This window comes from Archangium sp., from assembly GCF_036277355.1.
In the GTDB taxonomy this organism is placed as follows: Bacteria; Myxococcota; Myxococcia; order Myxococcales; family Myxococcaceae; genus Archangium.
Window position 1 is genome coordinate 65,308 of sequence record NZ_DASUNC010000146.1, and the last position, 20,991, is coordinate 86,298.

At 68.3% G+C, this 20,991-nt stretch carries 21 protein-coding genes; 20 read left to right on the top strand and 1 reads right to left on the bottom strand.

Annotation, left to right across the window (positions count from 1 at the left end; translation table 11 throughout):
- The first annotated feature begins 211 nt into the window (after positions 1 to 211).
- The 7 genes from VFZ09_RS35655 to VFZ09_RS35685 are packed head-to-tail and all read left to right on the top strand — an operon-like array spanning position 212 to position 6,221.
- Positions 212 to 970: an AfsA-related hotdog domain-containing protein gene (locus VFZ09_RS35655; RefSeq protein ID WP_329732220.1), complete on the top strand. Its 759-nt coding sequence runs from the start codon at positions 212 to 214 to the stop codon at positions 968 to 970.
- Positions 971 to 987: 17 nt separating this feature from the next.
- Positions 988 to 1,662 carry an HAD-IB family hydrolase gene (locus VFZ09_RS35660; protein ID WP_329732221.1) on the top strand — a complete coding sequence of 225 codons (675 nt, stop codon included), beginning with the start codon at positions 988 to 990 and terminating at the stop codon, positions 1,660 to 1,662.
- Positions 1,663 to 1,685: 23 nt separating this feature from the next.
- Positions 1,686 to 2,510, top strand: a complete 825-nt coding sequence (locus tag VFZ09_RS35665; protein ID WP_329732222.1) for a hypothetical protein — start codon at positions 1,686 to 1,688, stop codon at positions 2,508 to 2,510.
- A complete protein-coding gene (locus tag VFZ09_RS35670; RefSeq protein WP_329732223.1) occupies positions 2,507 to 3,727 on the top strand; it encodes an MFS transporter in 1,221 nt (406 codons plus the stop codon). The genes VFZ09_RS35665 and VFZ09_RS35670 overlap by 4 nt, the downstream gene beginning before the upstream one ends.
- Complete coding sequence (locus VFZ09_RS35675) at positions 3,724 to 4,731, top strand: aldo/keto reductase (protein ID WP_329732224.1); 1,008 nt, start codon at positions 3,724 to 3,726, stop codon at positions 4,729 to 4,731. The genes VFZ09_RS35670 and VFZ09_RS35675 overlap by 4 nt, the downstream gene beginning before the upstream one ends.
- A 17-nt stretch (positions 4,732 to 4,748) precedes the next feature.
- Positions 4,749 to 5,036, top strand: coding sequence for a putative quinol monooxygenase (locus tag VFZ09_RS35680; RefSeq protein WP_329732225.1), 288 nt, complete (start codon positions 4,749 to 4,751; stop codon positions 5,034 to 5,036).
- A gap of 30 nt (positions 5,037 to 5,066) precedes the next feature.
- Positions 5,067 to 6,221 carry a hypothetical protein gene (locus VFZ09_RS35685; RefSeq protein WP_329732226.1) on the top strand — a complete coding sequence of 385 codons (1,155 nt, stop codon included), beginning with the start codon at positions 5,067 to 5,069 and terminating at the stop codon, positions 6,219 to 6,221.
- Between the two features lie 94 nt (positions 6,222 to 6,315).
- Here VFZ09_RS35685 and VFZ09_RS35690 read toward each other — a convergent pair whose 3' ends face one another.
- Complete coding sequence (locus VFZ09_RS35690) at positions 6,316 to 6,516, bottom strand: hypothetical protein (protein ID WP_329732227.1); 201 nt, start codon at positions 6,514 to 6,516, stop codon at positions 6,316 to 6,318.
- Positions 6,517 to 6,689: 173 nt separating this feature from the next.
- On the opposite strand from VFZ09_RS35690, the gene VFZ09_RS35695 reads away from it, so the two are divergent.
- From VFZ09_RS35695 to VFZ09_RS35755, 13 genes are all read left to right on the top strand, one after another.
- Entirely contained in the window at positions 6,690 to 7,670 is a 981-nt protein-coding gene (locus VFZ09_RS35695) for an ACP S-malonyltransferase (RefSeq protein ID WP_329732228.1), read from the top strand.
- A gap of 206 nt (positions 7,671 to 7,876) precedes the next feature.
- Positions 7,877 to 8,626, top strand: a complete 750-nt coding sequence (locus VFZ09_RS35700; protein ID WP_329732229.1) for a hypothetical protein — start codon at positions 7,877 to 7,879, stop codon at positions 8,624 to 8,626.
- Positions 8,623 to 9,267 (top strand): hypothetical protein, encoded by a 645-nt coding sequence (locus tag VFZ09_RS35705; RefSeq protein ID WP_329732230.1) that lies wholly within the window; start codon positions 8,623 to 8,625, stop codon positions 9,265 to 9,267. Before VFZ09_RS35700 ends, VFZ09_RS35705 begins: the two co-directional genes overlap by 4 nt.
- On the top strand, positions 9,264 to 10,469 hold the full coding sequence (locus tag VFZ09_RS35710) for a hypothetical protein (RefSeq protein WP_329732231.1): 1,206 nt from the start codon (positions 9,264 to 9,266) through the stop codon (positions 10,467 to 10,469). Before VFZ09_RS35705 ends, VFZ09_RS35710 begins: the two co-directional genes overlap by 4 nt.
- A complete protein-coding gene (locus tag VFZ09_RS35715) occupies positions 10,460 to 11,422 on the top strand; it encodes a hypothetical protein (RefSeq protein ID WP_329732232.1) in 963 nt (320 codons plus the stop codon). Before VFZ09_RS35710 ends, VFZ09_RS35715 begins: the two co-directional genes overlap by 10 nt.
- Positions 11,419 to 12,048: a hypothetical protein gene (locus VFZ09_RS35720; protein ID WP_329732233.1), complete on the top strand. Its 630-nt coding sequence runs from the start codon at positions 11,419 to 11,421 to the stop codon at positions 12,046 to 12,048. The genes VFZ09_RS35715 and VFZ09_RS35720 overlap by 4 nt, the downstream gene beginning before the upstream one ends.
- Before the next feature lie 15 nt (positions 12,049 to 12,063).
- On the top strand, positions 12,064 to 12,771 hold the full coding sequence (locus VFZ09_RS35725; protein WP_329732234.1) for a MotA/TolQ/ExbB proton channel family protein: 708 nt from the start codon (positions 12,064 to 12,066) through the stop codon (positions 12,769 to 12,771).
- A 9-nt stretch (positions 12,772 to 12,780) separates the two neighbouring features.
- Positions 12,781 to 13,407, top strand: a complete 627-nt coding sequence (locus VFZ09_RS35730; protein WP_329732235.1) for an OmpA/MotB family protein — start codon at positions 12,781 to 12,783, stop codon at positions 13,405 to 13,407.
- Positions 13,407 to 15,284 (top strand): hypothetical protein, encoded by a 1,878-nt coding sequence (locus VFZ09_RS35735; protein WP_329732236.1) that lies wholly within the window; start codon positions 13,407 to 13,409, stop codon positions 15,282 to 15,284. The genes VFZ09_RS35730 and VFZ09_RS35735 overlap by 1 nt, the downstream gene beginning before the upstream one ends.
- Before the next feature lie 15 nt (positions 15,285 to 15,299).
- Positions 15,300 to 17,300, top strand: coding sequence for a hypothetical protein (locus tag VFZ09_RS35740; RefSeq protein WP_329732237.1), 2,001 nt, complete (start codon positions 15,300 to 15,302; stop codon positions 17,298 to 17,300).
- Entirely contained in the window at positions 17,290 to 18,132 is an 843-nt protein-coding gene (locus tag VFZ09_RS35745) for a hypothetical protein (RefSeq protein ID WP_329732238.1), read from the top strand. The genes VFZ09_RS35740 and VFZ09_RS35745 overlap by 11 nt, the downstream gene beginning before the upstream one ends.
- Entirely contained in the window at positions 18,132 to 20,042 is a 1,911-nt protein-coding gene (locus VFZ09_RS35750; RefSeq protein ID WP_329732239.1) for a hypothetical protein, read from the top strand. Before VFZ09_RS35745 ends, VFZ09_RS35750 begins: the two co-directional genes overlap by 1 nt.
- Positions 20,039 to 20,689, top strand: coding sequence for a hypothetical protein (locus VFZ09_RS35755; RefSeq protein WP_329732240.1), 651 nt, complete (start codon positions 20,039 to 20,041; stop codon positions 20,687 to 20,689). Before VFZ09_RS35750 ends, VFZ09_RS35755 begins: the two co-directional genes overlap by 4 nt.
- Positions 20,690 to 20,991 lie beyond the last annotated feature (302 nt).

Genomic DNA, 20,991 nt, shown 5'->3' on the forward strand with positions numbered 1-20,991 from the left:
AACGCAGGAGAGGCGCTTTCGGCGGGCCAGATGTCGTCACAAACCCCGCCGGGTCCCCTCCATCAACAGAGGCCCCATGCTCCCATCTGATCAACAACCTCATTCCTCCTCCCAGACGGTTCATCCGCGGCCTGGCGGCGCCTCAGTAGAGAGCGCTGGCGCTGGTCCGCTTGCTCGCCCACCCGAGTCGCTCGGCCGGGACACGACGCAGGTGCTTCATGTGGTGGGGGACAAGTTCGTCACCTTCTCCAATGAGAACCCGGGGGTGATGACCGTCTCCAACCTCGAGAAGCTGCTGGAGAAGAACGCGGTCCACCGGCCGCACGCCCTCATCGTGGGGCAGGGCGTCTCCTTGGAGCGCCTGGGCCTGCTCGAGGAGCGCATCCAGCGCAGCGCCGCACGCTCCCTGGTCACCATCCAGGAGGCCCGCATCCGCGACCGGTGCCCGGGCAAGTACACCCACAAGCACTTCAACTACAACACCATCATCACCACGCCGTACAAGGACGAGGCCGCGGATCTGTATCGCTGCCACCTGGTGCTGGACGATGACTGCGCGGAGATGAGCGACCACGTCACGGGTCACCACCTCCAGGGCGTGGTGTTCTTCGAGGCATCGCGGCAGATGCTGCTGGCCGCGACCGAGCGCTTCTGGCTGGAGCAGATCGGCCGCCCCTACTACTTCGTGCTCAACGAGTACAACATCACGTACCACACGTTCGGCTTCCCCCTGCCGACCGACATCACGATGAAGGTGTTGGCGGAGCGCGGTGACACGCGCCAGTCGGGGTCGGTGTTCCTCGACATCAAGGTCGAGTTCTTCCAGGTCGGCGTGCCCATCACCGAATGCGTCATCAAGTACGCGGCCTTCGACAAGGCCCTGTTGAGCGCGCGTGAGGGACTCCTGTCCCGCATGGCGCTCGTGAAGCACTCCCCCAGCCTTTCTCCCATCAACGAAGTCGACGCCTGAGCAGGAGCCCCACCGCAATGACCAACAAGTACATCGTGTTCTCGGATGTCGATGAAACGCTGATCCGCTTCAAGAGCATGATCACGTTCATGGACTACTTCCTGTACGAGTCGCCCTACGCGGCCAATCCCAGCGTGGATCAGAAGCGCAAGGAGTTCCAGGCCATCAAGGACGGCAACACGCCCACCGCGGACCGGGTGGCGCTCAACAGGCGTTTCTACGAGATGTTCGCGGGCATCTCCCAGGCGGAACTGCGGGAGATCGCCAGGACGTGGATGCAGGACCTCATGGCGCGGGGTGACATGTTCGTCCAAGCCGCGTACTCCGAGCAGCAGGAGCACCGGAAGCGTGGCGCGGAGCTCGTGCTCGTCTCCGGGTCGTTCGAGGACATCCTCGGCCCCATCCGCGAGTACGTGGGCGCGGACCGGCTCATCTGCTCCGAGCTGGAGGTCAAGGACGGCGTCTACACGGGCAGGCTGCTGCAGCAGGTGATCGGGGACGGCAAGTGGGACGCCATCCTCCGCTACATCGACGGGCGCGGCATCCCGCTGGACTCCTGCTTCGCGTACGGCGACCACGTCTCCGATCTCTGCTTCATGGAGAAGGTCGGGAACCCCGTCGTCGTGGGGGACTCCCCGGGAATGCTCGAGGTCGCCCGGAAGCGCAACTGGCGCGTGTTGGCGGGGCACTGAGCGGCACGGACGAGAGACGAGCCATGACCACGACACACACGTCCAATCTCAAGCTGACCACCCAGGGCCCTCCCTATCCACCGAGTGAAATCATGGACAAGGATGGGAACTTCATCGTCATCGGGAACGTGATCCAGGAAGACCTGACGATGAAGTGGAGTGCGGCCATCGTCTCGGCACAGAGCCCCGTGCCCGAGTTCGGCAAGCTGCTCCCGTACAAGGTGATCCGGTACCTGTCCTCGGATGAACTGGCGAGCAGCGATGCCGTGCTCTACACGGTGTCCCTGCCGCTCGCGTGCAACAACTACCCGTGTGTCTTCGCGCCCGAGCAGGCGCCGGACGCACACTCCATCGTGCGCCCGTCGCTCCCGCTCCATGAGGCGTACATTCCGGACTACCGGCCCATGGATGGCCGGAAGATCACGTCACCCATCACGCTCGGCCAGTGGTGCAAGGCCAGGGGCACCATGACGGTGGAGGTCGCGGACACCTACGCGGACTTCTCCTTCGAGTTCGAAGGCATGATTCCCCACAGCCTGTACACCATCATGGCGCTGCGCCGGCACGAGATCCGGCCCAATGATCCCCAGCGTCCCGGTCCGCTGGGGATCCCCAACGTGTTCATCCCCGACGCGAACGGGCGTGCGACCTACTTCGCGCGCATGCCCAACCCGTTCCCCACGGGCCCGGACGCCAATCGCATCATCGACGTCATCGTGCTGTGGATGAGCCCCCAGATGAGCTTCGGGGGCGCCATTGGCCATCACGGTCTGGGTGGCGACGTCCACGCCCAGCTCAAGTCCGGACCTTCCCCCTTCGAGGGGCTCGATACCCGAGGGCAGCCATGACCCATGACAAGAGCACGAAGTGGGCGGCCCTGACGCCGTGTGCGGCCATCCTGTTGGCGCTGGGCTCCATCGTGATGGTGCAACCCATCTTCCAGAACATCGGTGCGGACTTCGGAATCGAGACCACCGCGGTTCGCGTCTCGTTCAGCTACTGCAGCCTGGCGTACGCCATCGCGTTCTTCCTGCTCGGGCCGCTCACGGACCGGATGAACCTCACCCGCATGGCCATGCTCAGCGCACTCGGTCTGGCGGGGAGCGTCGCCCTGTGCGGGCTGGCGCCGAGCTTCACGATCTTCAACGTCGGGATGAGCCTCATTGGCGTGTTCGCCGCGGGGCTTGTCAGCCCCATGTTCCCGTACATGACGCGGATCGCGCCCCAGGGGAAGGCGGGCGCCTACCTGGGGTTGTGCCTGAGCGCCACCGTCACCGGGTTGATTGTCGGCCGCACGGTGCTCGGCATCCTCACCGGCTCTTTCGGCTGGCGTCATGCCATGATCGGCTACAGCGTGCCGGTCCTGCTGCTGGCGGTCGCGCTGTTCCGCGCCCGGGTCCTGCTCCCCATCCCCGGGGAGAAGCCCTCGCTGGCGGGGCAGTACGCGCGGACGCTGAAGCTGTTGACCATGCCGCACATCATCCGCCGCTACCTGGCGGGGTTCCTGCTGTTCTTCGCCTACCTGGGCACGCTGACCTTCCTCACGTTCTACCTCGTCAAACCGCCGTTCAGCCTGACGGTGGGGCAGATTGGCTGGCTCAGCCTGGCCGGCGTTGGTGGCGCCGTGATCGCGCCCAAGGCCGGAGCGCTGGCGCAGACCTACGGCGTCAACCGGGTGGTGCGCGCGGGCGTGGTCATGGTGCTCGCCTCGTTCGGCATCATGCTGGTGTTCCACAACGTCTTCGCGGTGATGTTCGGCGTGCTGGTGCTCTACACCGGCGTGTACGCCTGCCAGCCCGCGGTGTTCTACGACGTCACCACCGCCATCCAGCCGCGGCAGATGGGGGCGGCCTCGTCGCTCTATCTGCTGAGCTGCCTGTCGGGTGGCAGCCTCGGCAGCTATGCGCTCGGTCCGGTCTGGCAGCGCTGGGGCTGGAAGGGCGTCATGGCCGCCGCCGGAGCCGCGACGCTCGGCACACTCGTGCTCGGCGCGCTCGGCTCCTCTCGGAAGCTCGAATCGAGTCCCGTCCATCCCGGCGCCGGACTCATGGGAGAGAAGCGATGACTGAGACTCGAAAGACCGTGCCACTGGGAACCCTGGGCAAGCGCACCGTGCCGAGGGTGGGACTCGGCTGCATGGGCATGAGTGAGTTCTACGGGCCGTCGGACGAGGCCGGGAACCTCCGGATCCTCTCCCGGGCCCTCGAGCTGGGATACGTGCACTTCGACACGTCCGACATGTATGGGAACGGTGCCAACGAGCGTCTGCTCGGGCGCTTCGTGAAGAACGTTCCGCGCGAGAAGGTGTTCCTGGCCACCAAGTTCGGCATCGTGCGCGACGGGGCAGGGGGCCTGGCTCGTGGCGTGAATGGGCGCCCCGAGTACGTCCGCGAGGCCTGCGACCGGAGCCTGGAGCGGCTGGGCGTGGAGTACCTCGATCTCTACTACGTGCACCGGAGGGATCCGTCGGTGCCCATCGAGGAGACGGTGGGGGCCATGGCCGAGCTGGTGGCGGCCGGCAAGGTCCGGGCGCTCGGGCTGTCCGAGGTCAGCGTGGAGACGTTGCGGCGGGCGCACGAGGTCCACCCGATTGCCGCCGTCCAGTCGGAGTACTCGCTGCTGTCGCGAGACCCGGAGGCCGAGCTGCTGCCCACGTGCAAGGAGCTCGGTGTGGCCTTCGTGGCGTACAGCCCGCTGAGCCGGGGCCTGCTCACCGCGACCCTCAAGCCCGACGACGTCAGGAAGGGCGGGGATGCCCGGCAGTTCCTGCCACGTTTCGCCGGAGACAACTTCAACCGCAACCTCGCCCTGGTGGAGAAGCTCGAGGCGTTCGCGGCCGAGAAGAAGTGCACTCCATCACAGATTGCCCTGGCCTGGGTGCTTGCGCGTGGGGAGCACATCCACATCATTCCCGGCACCCGCAGGGAGAAGTATTTGATTGAAAACTTCGGCGCGGGCTCTGTCCATCTCAGTACCGCCGAGGTCGACCGGCTCTCCAGTGCTATCGACGTGGGCCAGGTGGTGGGAGCACGCTACCCGGAAGCGGCGATGCAGGGCATCGGCCGCTGACAAGCGGGGGACATTCCATGACGGATGAACGACTGGAGATGACGGCGCTCATCAGCGCGAAGCCCGGCAAGGAAGCCGAGCTCAAGGCCGCGCTGCGAGAGGTGGTGGCGGAGACCGTCAAGGAGCCTGGCTGCATCATGTTCCAGGTGCTCGAGGACCTGGAGAACCCCGGCAGGTTCGTGCTGTGGGAGATCTTCAAGAGCCGGGAAGCACTGCGGGAGCACATGAACAAGGACTACACGAAGGCCTACTTCGCGAAGGGGTTCATGGATCAGACCCACGTCATGAAGCTCAAGACCATCTGAACCGTTGCTCCCCGGAGAAAGCCCGTGTCCATGAATCGTATTCGAGCCATGACGAGCCTGACGGTTCCCGCGATGATGGCGCTGCTGATGGCTCCGCTCGACGCAGCGGTGGCGGAGGAGGCGAAGCCGGCCCCGGCCCCCAAGCCGTCTCCGCTGGACTTTCACCTCCAGGTCCGGGTGAACACGCTGGCCGAGGGCAAGCATGACGCCTTCCTGGATGACTACCGCTTCGAGTCCATCCTGGCCGTTCCGGGCGTGAGCGGGCAGCTCACCCCGTGGTTCTCGTATGCCTTCAGCGGGGTCGGCTCCGCGGAGAGCTTCGACTCCGCGCAGGTGCGGGTGCTCGACGCCGTGGGCATGTTCAAGCTGGCCGACCCGCTGCAGATCTGGGTGGGCCGGTTCGTCGTGCCCTTCGATCGCTTCAATCTCAGCGGCCCGTTCCGGAACCTCATCTGGAACTACCCGGGCTTCTACGGCGGTGTGCGCCGCGTTGGCGGAGAGAACGGTCTCTTCGGGCGTGACACCGGTATTTCCGTCTGGGGCTCCCTGTCCGAGGGGCTGTTCAAGTATCAGCTGATGGTGCACCAGCTGGAGAACCGCGACGCGGGCCCGCGCCTGTCGGGACGCCTGAGCGTCAGCCTCCTGGGCCGTGAACCCGGCTACTTCGTGTCGAGCTCCTACCTCGGAGAGAAGGACGTGCTCGCGCTCGGAGTGGCGATGCAGTACCAGCACGACGGGCGCACGTGGACGCCCGGTCCTCCGTTGGGCACGCCTCCTCCGCCGGCGGACGCGCCCGTGTCGCAGCAGGTCGATGACCTCCTGGCGGTGACGGCGGACCTGTTCGCGGAGAAGAACTTCGGGAGCATGGGCACGGCCACGCTCGACCTGGCCTACTACCACTACGACGAGCACCGGAACTACCAGCGGGCCTATGCCATCACGGCCGCGTACATTCCCCCGCTGAAGCTCGGTGCCGGCCGCACGCAGCTCGGGCTCCGTTGGGAAGAAGCCTTCGCGAGCCGCCTCCAGCCGCAGCTCTCGGACGTCCGGGGCCTGGACGTGTCCGTGTCCCACTTCTTCTCCGGCTACAACCTGCGTCTGGGGCTCGACTACTCCCGTCAGTGGCTTGGCTCGGAGGGGGTGGCGAACACCGTCTCCGTGGGATTCCAGTACGGGCTGCCCTGAGCGGGCTGGCGTGCCGCGGATCCAAGGGCCGGGCCGCCGGACCTCCCAGCCGTGAAGCCTGGGACGTCCACAGCGGGCCGGCTCCGTCCATGTTTCAAGGGGTGCCGGGCTCGGGCATTGCGCCCTTCAACCCGTCGGTGACGAGCTCGATGAGCTCGGTGCTGAGGCTGATGACGTGGTGGGGCGTGTAGCCATGAGCCCTCAGCTCGCGGAACAGGGAGCGGGCGATGATCTGGAGCGCCCGGTTGTGATCCTCGTGGAGGGAGAGGGAAGGGATGGCGGCGGTGATGGGCATGGGGATCCTTTTCCAAGACGGGGTTGCTATGGAATAGACGGGCCCTGCCCCACGCAGTGACGAGGTGGAGTCCGCGCCTGCCTGCTTCTCCTGCTTGCACTGGCGCTGCCCATCGCCCGTCACATTCCCCGCTGAAAGGCTCTTCCTGAACGGACCTTGAGCGAGGAGATGTGATGACTGCGTCGAAGAACTCCACCCTGACGGCCTGGCTCCTTCCGGGACAGGGCTCGCAGCGGATCGGAATGGGCCGGGAGCTGTGCGGTGCCTTTCCGCAGGCCCTGCGCATCCTGAAGCAGGCGGAGGAGGTGAGCGGGTTGCCCCTGTCCCGGCTCTGCTGGGAGGGCCCGGGCGATGAGCTGGAGCGCACGGACGTGCTCCAGCCGGCGCTGACGGCCATCACCCTGGGTTGCCTGGCGCTGCTCAGGGACGCGGGCCATGAGCCGGACAGCGTGGCGGGGCACAGCCTGGGCGAGTTCGCCGCCTTGTGCGCCGCGGGAGTCCTGACGGAAGAGGAGACCCTCTACCTGGCGGCCGTGCGCGGACGGCTGATGGACGAGGCCGCGCGGCGCCACCCGGGTGGCATGCTGGCCGTGGGAGGGCTGACCACGGTGGCCGTCGAGGAGCTGGTGGGCTCGCTGCGGGGCCGGTACAGCCTGCGAGTGGCCAACTACAACGCGCCCATGCAGACGGTGCTGTCCGGAGAGGTGGAGGCCCTGAACGCGGTGGCCTCGTTGGCTTCGCGCCTGGGAGGCCAGCCGGTGATGCTCCGGGTGAGCTGCCCCTGGCACAGCCCGCTGATGCACGAGGCGCGCGAGCGCTTCCTGGATGCGCTCTGCCGGGTCGACTTCCGCCCGCCGCGCGTCCCGCTCTACCTCAACACCACCGGAGAGACGGAGTCCGACCCGGAGCGCATCGCCGGCCAGGTGCTGGCGCAGATGGCCGAGCCGGTGCTGTGGACGCGGACGATGTCCGGGATGATGGCGGCGGGCACGCGCACCTTCATCGAGGTGGGGCCCGGCAAGGTGCTGCGCGGGCTGGTGCGCCGCAACTTCGAGCCGGCGTCGGACTTCGAGGTGTACGGGGTGGAGGGCCCGGGAGCGCTGGCCGCGCTGGCGCATACCCGGGTGGCCGCCACCGAGGAAGCGGCGGCATGAGGTACACGCGAGGGGCGGGGCCAGCGGCATGTGCCCAGGGAACGGAGCAGACGTCTCGCCGGGTTCAGGATTCTGATAGGGTCGCGCCCGGCCATGAAGGCCCGTGTGACATCCGTGTCACGGCTCGTTGCGCTTGAAGCGCACAGCTCGCCTCGGTGTTCTTCCTATAGGCGTCGGCGCAACAGTTGCATAAAGTCGTCGACCACATGACAAGCCGTGCTGTGAAATCCGGGCGCAGGGCGAGTGAAGCGGGCTGGGTGCTGCTGTTGGGCGTGCTGCTCTCCGGCTGCGTCACCACCACCGTGTACCAGCCGCTCAGCTCCTTGCAGCGCCCGTCGATCGTCGATCCGCAGCTCGCGAACTTCGAGGGCATGCGCCTGCTCGTGCGCTGCGTTCCGGGGGACTACCTCAATGCGAGCGACACCGATCTCCTCTGCCGCAAGGTCGGTTCGCTGTTCCGCAACCAGGGCGCGCGGGTCGAAACCGACGTGTCACGAAGTGGCAGGCCGTCGCGGAGCTTCCAGGACGGCACCCCGCCCGACCTGGTCGTCGATCTGACGTCGCGGCTCCTCCACAAGGAGTCCAGCGGCGTGCTGTGGGCCCTCACGGTCATCTCCCTCACCATCGTGCCGGCCGTCACGGAGTACAGCGTCGCGCAGGACGTGACCATTCGCGACGCGAGCGGGTTCGTGCTCGCCTCCGACAGCCTGAAGGCGCGCTTCATCGAGTACTTCGGCGCCGGAGTCTGGGGCGTGAACTGGGTGCTGGATGCCGTCGTGCGCCCGCCGGAGGAGGAGATCACGGGCGAGGCGGCGTCGCGGGACTTCTCGCGTGACTTCTACGCACAGCTGAGCCAGCTCGCCTTCAACGCGCGGGTCCGGGCCGACGTGCTGCGCTCCTTCGAGCCTCGTCCCCAGGGCGGGGGCGACCCACGCCAGACGGGTACGGTGCCGTGATGGAGACCCTGCTCGTCCTGCTCCTGGTGCAGCTCTCGGTGTCCTCGGGGCGCCCGTACGATCCCGCGCCCGGCATCTGGCACGGCAAGTCCGAGGCGCGCAACCTCGACTGCTCGCGCATGAGCCAGCAGCGGGCGCATGAGCTCCACCCGGGTGAGATCCCCGCGCCGCCCGCGCGCCTGGCGAACCAGGAGTCCGATGCGCTCGTCTGCACGCGGCGCATCATGAGCCAGGGAGAGCGGCCGGAGCGCGACGAGGTCATCCTCTCCTCGCTGCGCGAGTCGGTGGGAGAGCTCGCCGAGGTCGCCAGCGCGCTGGGGCAGGGTGGGCTCACCTGGCACGTGGACGCCTTCTATCCCCAGCCCGAGGTGGCGGCGAAGATCTCGGTGGCGGCGCGCACCGAGCTCGCCGAGCAGGGACGCAGGGTCTCCGACAAGGTTCCGGTCCTCGCCGCGGGCGACATCGTGGTGCTCGGCCGGATGGCGCCGAAGGATGCCTACCCGCTGGCGTGCAAGCGCTACTTCGCTCAACGTGCGCTCGGCGAGAACGACGCGTTCCTGGGGATCATGCTGATCGACGAACGGGAGACGCAGCTCCACGCCGGGCTGTGTCTGAAGGGAGAGTGGAGATGGCTGCGATGAGGCCGGCGCTTCTCGCCCTCACGCTCGCGCTGGTCTCCTCGCCGGCGTGGGCGGGGGTGTCCCCGGAGGTCGCCGAGGCGCAGCGGGCGCAGATGGAGAAGCTCCGCGCGGAGGTGGCGGGGCAGATCCAGCTGCAGGCGTACGATCTGCTCGACGAGCTCGTCTACGGCTGGACGCGGCAGCCGGTGTTCGAGCTGGAGACACCGGTGGTGCTCGCCGATGTCACCGTGCCGGTGGGCTTCGGCAGTGGACTGGCCGCCCTGATCGAGAACCACTTCGCCGAGCTGGTGGTGAAGAACCCGCGCACCCGGGTGACCCTGGCGCACTGCCCGCAGTGCACCGCGGTGGTGGTGCACTCGGGCGCGAAGGGGACGATCGTCTCCCGGGGGGTGGACCAGCCGGAAGCGCTGGCCGCCGCGGGGGCGCTCTCCGGTGCGCGCCATGCGATCTTCCTCGACTTCGAGGCGGAAGGCAGCGCGCTGGTGCTGCGCGCCCGCATCACCTCGCTAGAGCCGGCGCTTCCGATCATCCACGCGCGGACCCTCACGACCTCCACGTCGTCGGCGGCGCTGCTGCGCTCGGGGGACCAGCTCAAGAGCGCGGCCGAGGCGCGGAAGGAGTACCTCGATGCCCTGCAGGGCCGCGGCGTGTTCACCGTGCCGTTGCGCTTCGCGGTGCGGAGCTACGCCTCGCCCCCCAGCGCGGGCCCCATCGCGGCGATGCCCTTCATCTGGCTCCAGGCCGGGGCCGAGGTGGCGCTCACCCAGGCGCGAGCCTGGACCGGTACCTTCTCGTTGGGTGTTACCTGGATGCCCCAACTGCACACGGGCTTCATGGGGCAGGCGCGTATCTCCCGCCTGCTCACCGGCTCGGTCGCCTCGCTCACCCAGCCGGATCTCTACCTCTTCCTGGGCGGCTCCGTGATCTCCATCCACGGGCAGGGGGCGCGGGTGTTCCGGAGCGAGGTGCTGAACCTGGAGGATGTCCTCTCCGACATCCCGTCGCTGCTCATCGAGCCCCACGCCACCTTCGCCGCGTTTCCGATCGGGCTCGAGCTGCGCGTCGGGAACCGCATCGCGGCCTCGGTGTTCCTCGAGTCCGCGCCAGCGCTCGACACCGCGCCCTCCATCGGTACCCACCTGAACCTGCTCGGCATCCTGAAGTTCCACACGGTGGGCGCGGAGGTGACGTTTTGCTTCTGAAGCCACTCGCACTGCTCGCCGTGTTGCTGCCGGCCGTGGCCCTCGCCCAGCGTGACACCTCGCGCGAGGCGCTCGCCCGCGTGGAGGAGACCCTCACCCTGCGCCTGGGGGAGGGCGGGAGCGCGTTGAAGGACGTGACCCCCGCCATCGTGGTGAGTGTCTCGCCGGCTTTCGAGGAGTCGAGGGCCTGGTACCCGGCCGCCGCGTTGCAGGCCCTGGTTCGCGTGTTCGGCTCCGCCGCGCTCCGCTCCTGCGAGGCGTGCATGACGTCGCGCCTGTACGTGGAGGAGGGCCGGCTCGAGCAGTTCACGACCACGCTGGGCGCCGAGGAGATCATCCGGCTGGACGAGAACGCACGGGGAACGGCTCCGCCGGCCCGGGCGGCGATCTGGCTCGACGAGACGCCCGAGGGCGTTTCGTTGCGCATCATCGATCTGCACAACAGCCGCATCGTGTTCGTGCAGAACTTCGACCCGAGGCTCACCGAGCTGACCCGCACCCGCCGCAACTTCACCCTCACCGAGGAGCTGGAGCGGCGCGCGCGGGGAGACAGCCTCACCCACACGTTCCTCGACGTGACGATGTACCCCGGCCAGCACGTCTCCCTGGATTGGGCGGAGCAGTGGGGCGACACCAACGCGAACCTCGCCGGCTTGACCCTCTCCATCTTCGATCCGCTGGTGGGCGTGGGCGGCTCCTACTACCGCGTCATCCCCAACGCGATGAACCTCATGGTCGGCGGGAAGGTCCTGCTGAGCGTGCCCACGGCCATCGCCAGCGGCATCAGCGGCCAGCCCACCCAGGTCCTCGATCCGCTGCTGACCGCCGTCTTCGTGTTGCGCGTGCCGATCGCCAGCTCGAACTACGGCGTCACCTTCACCGCGTCCACCAACGGGAGAGTCGGCATCGGGATCTCCCTCATGAACATCACCGCGCTGCCCTTCCTGCCATGAACCGATTCCTGCTCCTCCTGCTGCCGCTCCTGGCCTCCGCTTGCGCGACGCGGAACTACACCCATTACCTGGTCGAGCCGCCGCCGAAGAAGCCCGAGGCGCTCAAGGAGGAGGGGACGCTGGTGCGGCCCTTCGGCTTCGGCTCGACCACGGTGATGAAGGTCCGCTGGAACGACGGCAACCTGATGACCGAGGTGGACGTGCCCATGCTGGCCACGGGTCAGCGCATCGTCATCGAGCACGGCGCGGGCAACGGCGACGTGAAGACGCTCCCCGCAAGCCGGGTGGTGCCACCGCCGCCCTCCGCGGCGGACAAATCGCTCATCGAGGCCTACCGGGCGCGCGGTCTGCGCATCGACGAAGCGGCGGCGGAGGTGAGCATCACCCGTGCGCGCACCTTGATGGAGCAGGCCACCCGCGAGGGCAACTACCACCTGGCCTTGGAGTGGTGTGAGACCGTGTTGGCACGCTACAAGTCGCACCCCGAGTTCCTTCGGGCCAAGGGCTCGCTGCTCCTGATGATGGGGGAGCGCGAGAAGGCCATCGAAATCTACGAGCAGGTCGAAGCCATCGAGAGTGAGCCGGGCGTCCGCAAGAAGCTCGAAGAGCTCCAGCGCCAGCAGTAACAGGAGAAGCACCTCGTGCAGATCATCGGTTTCGTGTTGTTGGGCTTCATCATCTGGTACGGGTTCAAGGATCGCAGCAACGCGGTCATCTCCGCGTTCGACGCCCACGCCATGGTGATGGTGTTGGTCGGGTCGTGTTCGGCGGTGCTGGTGAGCTCCAGCCACACCACCGTGTGGCGCACCGTCCTGTGCCTGCGTGAGCTGATCCCCGGCCTGGCGCTGTTCAGCCGGACCACCCGGGCCATGGAGGCCGAGCGCGAGCAGTTGTCCGCGCTGTGGCGTGACGGCAAGCGCAGCCAGGCGGTCGATCTGGCCGCGAACAGCCGCTTCCCCGCGGTGAAGCAGATGCTGGAGTTGATCCTCAACCGGGCGAACGAGGCCTCCAGCAGCAAGACGTTCACCGAGCTGCGGCACGAGGAGATCAGCCGGTGGCAGCCGGCGATCCACAACTGGGAGATGCTCGCCAAGCTGGGGCCGGCGTTCGGCATGGTGGGCACCATCACCGGCATGATCCAGCTCTTCCGCAACATGAGCTCGGAGAACCTCAACATCGGCGCGGCGATGTCGCTGGCCCTGCTCGCGACCCTGTACGGCGTGGCGTTCGGCGCCGGTGTGGCCGGGCCGATCGGGACCTTCCTCAACGGGCTGCTCGATGACCGCCTGGGGTTGCTCGAGCGGTGCGAGAAGAGCGTCAACGAGATCGTCTCCCGCGGCGAGCGGTGAAGGTGAGCCATGCAAAGACGCAAAGCGGCGCATGAGGAGAGCTGGCTCCTCAGCTATGCCGATCTGATCACCAACCTGCTGCTGTTCTTCGTGGTGCTGCTGACCGCGGCGAACCTCAGCAAGATGAAGATGCAGCAGATCGCCCAGAGCATCTCCGGCAAGCAGAGCCCGGCGAGCCTGGAGTCCATCCGCCAGGAGCTCGAGGCGCAGATCGCCGCCAAGAACCTGCAGAACCTCGTGACCACCACGGTGACCGAGGCGGGGCTGGAGGTGTCGCTCAACTCCGGGCTCGTGTTCGACTCGGGGAAGGCGAAGATCCGGCCGGAGTTCGAGGAGACCGTGGCGTCGATGCTGAAGGAGCTCGCGCCGTACTCGTCCAACTACAACTTCGCGGTCGAGGGGCACACCGACTCGACACCGATCATGAGCGGTGGACTGTTCGCGAGCAACTGGGAGCTCTCCAGCGCGCGCGCCATCGTGGTGCGGCAGCGGCTGGAAGAGGTGGGGATCAACCGCTCGCGCATCCGCGTCGAGGGCTACGCCGAGACGAAGCCGCTCCCCGAGCAACTGCTGAAGGGCCTGAGTGAAGACGAGCGCCTGGCCCGGCATCGCCGTGTCGTCGTGAGGATCTACTGATGAGCCGCTTCGCCGTCCTCGTCGCCTGGGTCGCGTTGAGCGCCGTGGCGCAGGCCCAGACCCAACCCCCGGCCGGCACCAGCCTCCCTGAAGCGCCGGCACCGGTGCCTCAGGGCCATGTCCCCGCGCCCGTGCTCCTGGAGCTGCGCACGCTCGAGAGCCAGTTCGATCTCGCGCTGGCCCAGGACTGCGCCCCCGAGCGCTGCTTCTCCAAGGGCTGTGTCTACCGCGACCACGTCACCGTCGACATGCCGCGCACCAGCTCGCTGCCCGGGCTCGGCCAGACCGAAGGCCCCGGCAGCGTGCCGCCGCAGGAGTACCTGACGCAGGCGCAGTGCGAGTTCACCCACGAGAAGTCGGTCTCCACCCAGGACGTCCAGGCCCTGGTCCGGCGCCTCGAGCAGCGGCTGTCGAAGGGGTGGCTCAAGGTGAAGGTCGGCCGGCAGATCCTCCAGCCGATCTCTCCGGGACTGCGTGAGTCTCCGCCTCTGCCCGAGCCCCCGAAGCCTCCGGCCCCCGAGGTCGAGGAGAAGCCGGTGGCGCCGGTAGAGCCGCCCGCGCCGGTGACGTGGCAGGCCGACGTCGCGCTGCGGGAGCTCTGGGTCAGCCTGCTTCCGCACTTCTCGTGGATGATCGCGCTGATCATGCTGACGATGGCGGCGCTGACCATCATCTGGGCCCTGCGCCGCCTCGGGCGCGAGACGCTCGAGGAGAAGGCGCTGGCGGCGCAGCTCGCGGCGGGTTCGCTCGACAAGGCACCGGAGGCCGGGACGCCCCCGAAGGCCGAGGAGCCGACCGCGGACGAGGTGGACCCGGCGCCTTCCCAGGCGGACGTGGAGACGGCGTTCGTCACGGCCCAGCAGCGGCTGTGGAACGACCGGATCGCCCAGGCCGAGCTGGCCAAGGACGAGAGCGTGGTGGTGGAGCTGCTGCGCGACTGGCTGAAGGCCGGCGAGTTCGAGCTGTTGGCCAAGGCCATCTTCGTCTTCGGAGATCGGCTGCCCCTGGCCTTCACTTCGGACGGTGAGCTCGCCGTGCGCAAGGTGGAGTTCGCCGGGTACTTGAAGACGGTGGACGAGAAGGCGCTGCTCTCGGACGCGGAGTTCTTCCGCGTGCTGAACCAGCACGCCATCTCCTCCACGCTGATGGCCCAGGCCGACGCCGAGGTGTACCGCAGCCTGCGCGAGGAGTTCGGCTCCAACGGCGTGGCGCACCTGATCGAGAGCCTGTCGCCCCGTCATGGGGCGCTGCTGTTCGGGCACGTGCCCACCGACTGTCAGCAGGACGTGGCGCGGATCCTTCCACCCGAGCTGCGGGTGCGGATCGCCAACGAGCTGCTCGCGTCCAACCGCATCTCGAAGGAGGAGACGGTCCACCTGTTCGAGGTGCTCGACGCCGCGCGCGCGGGGAAGCCGATTCCCCCGGCGCCTCCGGCTCAGGGCATCCTGGATCGGGGCCGCCCGTTCGACGCCGCGGGCGCGCTCTCGGTGCTGTTGCCGCTGATCGAGTCCTCCGAGCGCGGTGCGCTGTTCGCGCGGACGCTGGAGCGCTCCGGCGGGGCGCTGCCGCTCTGGTACCAGGACATCCTCTACGGTGACATGCTGCTCAAGCTGCCCGACGAGCTCCAGAGGGACATGCTGCTCGACGTCGACGTCCGGGGGCTGGCCGGCTGGTCCTCGGTGCAGCAGCCCGCGTGGCAGGAGAGCTTCATCGCGCGGCTCGCACCGGCGATGCAGAACGCCATCCGCGCCAACATGTCGTTCGTCTCGCGCGAGGAGCAGCTCCGGGCCGCGCGGCGCGGCCAGAACGAGTTGATCTCCGCCGTGAAGAAGCAGGTCGCGCGAGGGAAGGTCTCCTTCGCGGAGATCATCGCCTAGGTGGGGTGGACCGGGATGGATCGCGCGCGCCTGCTGCTCATCGGGATCACTGCCGTCACGATCGCCTCCTGCGACAAGGTGCCGATCGTCGACATCAACGCGGGCTTCTCGCTCGCGGACGTGGCCTGGTTCGAGGAGGAGGACACGCTCTTCGTCTTCTACCGGGCCAACGCCGAGCAGGGGCTGGGGCCCGACAGCCAGCTCGAGCTCACGGTCCGCACCGATCACTTCGAGCTGCCCTGGACACCGCTGTCTCAGCTCAGCACGGTCCACACCCACGTTCCGGCCGACTGCGGCCCCAAGAGCGTGTGCGGCAGCACCAGCGTGGCGCTGAGCGAGCCGCCGCGAGAGGTGAAGTTGCGGCTGCGCTACCACCGTGCCGGCGAGATGACGATGGACGCGCGCGTGGCCCTCAACGTCATCGGCAGGGGGCCCGCGCACACGAACCGGAGCCTGCTGGTGTACGGCGTGTTCGACGAGACCAACACGCACGTGCAATGGCGCGCCCGGCACCAGTTCCCCACGCTGCGCAACCACGAGGTGCAGAAGTACGGGCTGCGGCGCCACTTCTCCATCTCCGGCCGGCGGCACGGCGCCATCGCCGCGGACTTCAGCGGGAACCCATACGGCTACGGCTCGGTTCCGGACTGTCCGGGAGCGCTGCCACCACTGGACTTCGGACCGGTGGAGACCACCGAGCGGGCCGTGTTCGACGTGGGCACGCTTCCGCTGTCGGCCTCCGAGTCCCCGGTCGTCTGTGCGCGCGCGACCGTCATCGATGCAAAGCGGGGCACCTTCGAGGCGGTGGCGCTGGCGCGAAAGAACCCGCAGGTCCGCCCGGCCTTCCCGATGCTGCGCAGCCCCATCACCGAGAACACTCCCATCAAGTTCATGTTGAGCCCGTGCCGGAGGACGATCTCCGCGCCGCATTACAAGATGCAGGAGCAGCGCCTCTTCCTCGAGGACGCTCCGGAACTCTGCATCGACGACTGGAACGTTCGCGGGTTCGCCGACGAGCTCGCCGCCCGGCTCCGCACGCGGATCGATGAAGTGCGGATGCAGGGGCGGGACATGGTCCTCGTGCTGGGGCTCCATCACGACGACACGACGGGCCGGCTGGGCTCCGTGCTCGAGGAGGCGCTCCAGAAGGTTCTGCCCTTCGAGCGGGACAAGAGCTCGCCACGGGTCACCGGTGCCTTCGTCTACGACAGCCTGGCGCGCACCGTCGGGCGCCCGGAGCTCCGGCGGCTGGTGTTGTGGTGCCCCCCCAACTTCTCGTTCGATGATCTCGACGACGTTCCCGCGGCGGCGTCGAGCACCTGCCCCGCGGTGCCGGAGATCCCCGACATCCAGCTCGGGCCGTTCCGCTTCAATCAGATCCCCATCCTGACGACCCGTGCGCAGTACCTCCGGTTCATCGAGAAGTACTCGGAGAGCCAGGCGGGGAGGATGACCTCGATGTCGTTCCGGGCTCCCGAGAACACGCCTCTCACCGAGAACGTACCGGTGGGAGATTTCGGGACCGCGACCTTCTACAACAACGAGCTCATCACGGCGGAGCCGGGCGATGCGTTCTCCTATTGCCCGGACGCGGACCAGCGGAAGATCGTGTTCCGCACCCCGAGCACGCCTCCGGCAGCGCTCGAGCAGCTTCCCGAGCTGCACCAGTCGGCCCCGCAGCCCGCGTATGCGCTCGGGCTGTTCTGGGACTTCCCGTTCCTGTTGAAGGCGAGCTACGAGAGCTCTCTCGCCGGGGCCGTGACGGCCTACGGTTTCAGCGTGCCGTTCGGAATCGGCAGTTCCAACGAGGAGACCTGGGCAAGCCAGTTGTGGACGACGGGCGAGTTCCCCGTGGGCAACATCCTGGCGCAGTGCACGCGCTTCTGCGATCACCCGACGTTCGATACGAGCGTCACCTACAACGTCCATGCGCTGTTCCGGGACGCCTACCGCATGCAGTGCTATCGCCCGATGTTCCCGCGGCCGGGTGACGGAGGCTTCCCGAATGATCCGTAGCCTTCTCGTCCTCTTCGTCCTCCTGTTGTCGCCGCGCGCCGTACTGGCCGAGGAAGCGCAGCCCCCGGAAGCGCAGGCTCCGGAAACGTCCTCGGAAACGCCCCCCGCGGGCCCCGAGAAGGCCGACGACACGCTGGAGGGCTTCCGCGCGCCGCTCGACACGCTCACCGAGCGGATGATCGGCGCGGCCTCGAAGTCGGTGCGTTTCGACTGGCGGAAGTCCACCCTGGGGCTCGGGCTGATCGGCAGCGAGCTCCTCGAGCGGAACAACTTCGGCAGCACCCGCTTTGGCCTCATGGCGCGCAGGCCGTTCGGGAAGTTCATGGGGGAGGTGGCCCTCTCCCGCGCGTTCACCTGGGGAACCGACAGCACCGACAAGCTGGCGCTCACGCCGTACCGCCAATACGGCCGCCCCAGCCGCATCGAGCTCGACGTCAACGTCGGGTACCCGCTGGCGGAGGGCGTGGTGACCGCGCTGCCTGGCTTCTTCCCCGCGACCGAGCTGGTGTTCTCGGCCAACGCGGGCCTCCGCTACCTCTTCTACCCGGGGGCGATGGGCGGCATGAAGTTCCAGGATGTCGCCACCTCGCTCCTCGCGCCGCGCCTCACCGACCACGAGCTGGGTCAGCTCGAGGCCTCGCGGCCGGGCGGCATGCAGATCGACCCCGCCCGGTACGGCCTCCTCACGGGGCTCTCCGTGGACGTGTACTTCGGGTCCGGCGGTTTCCTGTCGCCGCGGGCGATGATGGCCGTGCCGCTGTTGGGATTCGTCACCGGAACGGGCCTGGGGTTCTGGTGGGAGCTCTCGCTCGCCGTGGGCTGGACACTCTGATGCGCTGGGCCGCCGTCATCATCGCTGGCCTGTTGTCGAGCGCCGCGGCCGCGGAGGAGACGGCGTCCAGGCAGACCGTGGTCTTCTACAACGCGCGCCTCGCGCTCCGGGACCATCGTCCGGAGGACGTGCTCAAGCTGTGGCTGCTTCGCAACAGCCTTCTCCAGCAGGGCGAGCGCACGCGAGAGGATCCTGAATTCCGCTCCGTGGTGTGGGCGGCGCTCGGGAGCCTCGGGATGTGCCAGGACGGGTTCGAGGAGGACGATCGAGGGGGCGCGGGCCTCTGGCCGCTGGGGCTGCACAACACGATCGTCCAGGGGCTCGGCGGAGGCTCGCCGCCCTCGATGCCCGCGCCGTGGGACGTCTTCGAGGTCGGGCGCCAGCAGCGGCTCATCTCGCTGCGGGACGTGCTCTCGGCGGAGGAGCTGCGTTCCGTGACCTTCTTCCGGACCGACTGCCTGCTGCCGGCCCTCACGGCGCTTCGGTTCGGATGGACCCCGTTCCTCGATCTCGAGGATCGACTGAACGCGGGCTGGCTCCTGCGGGATCTGCTGGCGAGGTCTCGCGCCACCCTGGTGCGGGAGAAGGTCCGGAACCTGTCGGTGGTGGAGGCGCGCATCTTCGACCTCAACCTGCTGCTCTCGGACCTGGAGGCGCGCAAGGCGCGTCAGAGCGCCCGGAACCTCTCGCAGCAGGCCCGGGTGGCCGGTGTCTCCGCGGCGGGTGCGGCGGAGCTCCGGAGCAAGCTGGAGACCTTTCCCGAGGACTCGCCGCAGGCGGCGTTCCTTCGCCGAAGCCTCACCTGGACCTCGGGGGAGTGGCTGGCGCTGAGCCGGGAGCGGCGGCTGTTCCTGTTCGCCCGGGCGCAACCGCTGTCGAAGGAGCCAGCCGCGCTCCAGAAGCTCATGCTCGAGATCATCGACGAGCTGATCCGCCGCAAGGACGGGAAGGAGCTCGAGGCCTGGATCGGCTTCGTGGGAGCGAGCGAGTCGGCGGAGCCGCGCGGTGCGCTGACCTCGGGCGAACGAGGCAAGAGCCTCCTCGAGCTCGATGAGAGCACCGGGTTCCGCGAGCGGGCCGTCATCGCGCTGCACCGGGGCGTGGGCTTCCTGGAGGAGGGATCGCTGCAGGAGTCCCTGCGCTCCTTCGCGTACGCCATGCAGCAGGCCGAGACCTCGCGCGAGGCGGCCGTCACCCTGGGGCTCGCACGGCGGTGGCTGTCGTACGTGCTCTCCCGTTACGAGACCAACGACGAGGTCGTCGCCACGCTGAAGGCGCTGGTTCCTCGGCAGGAGTACAACCAGGTCATCGAGGATCTGGTCTGGCGCGCGGCGCTGCGTGCGGACGCTCGCTCCTTCGAGCGGATTGACCGGAGTGCCCGGCGCGGTGGCTCCTTCGACGCGACGGTCGAGCGGCTCCGGCCGCTGTCGCAGGGCAAGCCGGGAGAGATGGCGGCGCGGTTGCGCGATGCGCTCCGCGAGGAGCCCTCGTCGGTGCTGAGGTTCCTGCGCCAGCTCCTTGAGAACATCGAAGTGGAAGATGCGGACGTGCGCCGGGCCAACGTTCCGACGCTCGAGCGCGTGCTCGAACTGCTCCGGCCCCTGAGCGCCGAATCCACGACGGCGAAGTCGCAGAGCCGGACGGCCGGCGAGCTCATGGAGCGGACCCAGTCGATCCTCGATGGCCTGAGCCACCTCGATGACTCGGTGAGTGGGAACGCGCGGGCGCTGTCGCCCACGCGCTCGACCTTCGCCGGGAGCATCCGCCTGGCGCCGGCCGATCCGCTGCCATGGCCCTTCCGGCCGCCCGAGCCCGAGGCGCCGTCCGTCTTCACGCCGATCGTGCTCGAGCCGGTGGAGTGGCGGGACGCGAAGGGCGCACTCGTTTTCGGGTGGAGGCTCTCCGAATGACCCCCAGGGAGCTTCGGCGCGAGCTGCGCCAGCGCAAGAAGGAGCTGAGCCGCTCGGTGGCGCTCATGAAGCGGGCGGCACGCGAGCGGGTGGAGCAGCTCCCCGTCGTCCAACGCGAGAAGAGGCGGAGGCGTATTCGCCGAGCGGTGACGATCGCCGCGCTGCTGCTCCTGGCGATGCTGGTGCGCTGTGAGTGCGCGCCGCCGCCGCCCGTACCGCCTCCGGAGCCGGAGGTGAAGCCCGTGCCGGCGGAGGTGACGCCGAAGAAGCCCGTGCCGCCCGCGAGCAAGCCGAAGGCATCCAGCGAGCGCATGGAGCGCCAGCGGCGAGGGCGCTACCAGAACGAGGCGCAGACCTCGCCGGGCTGGCTGGACGACTTCCGCCTTCAGGTCGCGGCGCGCAGCCCGCGTCTGGCGCAGTGCTTCAGTGGGACCGAGCGTCCCGGGGCCCTGCGCTGGACGGCCGCGGTGAACGCCGCGAGCGGCTCCGTCTCCGACCATGCGCTCGAGCTCGTGGGAACGGGCGGCGAACTGAGCGGGAAGCAACGCGACTGCGTCCAGGGCGTCCTCTCCAGCCCGGGCTACCGGCTGAAGCCCGAGCAGAAGCAGGACCTGCCCGGCCGGGTCAGCATCGTCATCGAGTTCTGACGAGCCTCGGTGCGCCTTGCTGGAAGGCTTCTCCCAGTCTGGAGCACCTGGACTCACGCGCCGGCTCAGGGAACCATGGTCAGGGTCCACGCGGTGCCGGTGCCGGTGGCCGCTGCGTTGACACCCTGGGACGCGTCGGTACGGTTCAGGTAGTCCGCCCAGGGTGCCCGCGTTCCTCGCCCGCCAGCCGCCTCGTTCCCAGGGGGAGGCACTGCTGCGGCGCATCGCCCAGAGACGTCGCGGTTCTCGAGGGTCACGAGCTGCCACACCGAGTTCCTCGGGTTCTGACCCCCCCGGTTACC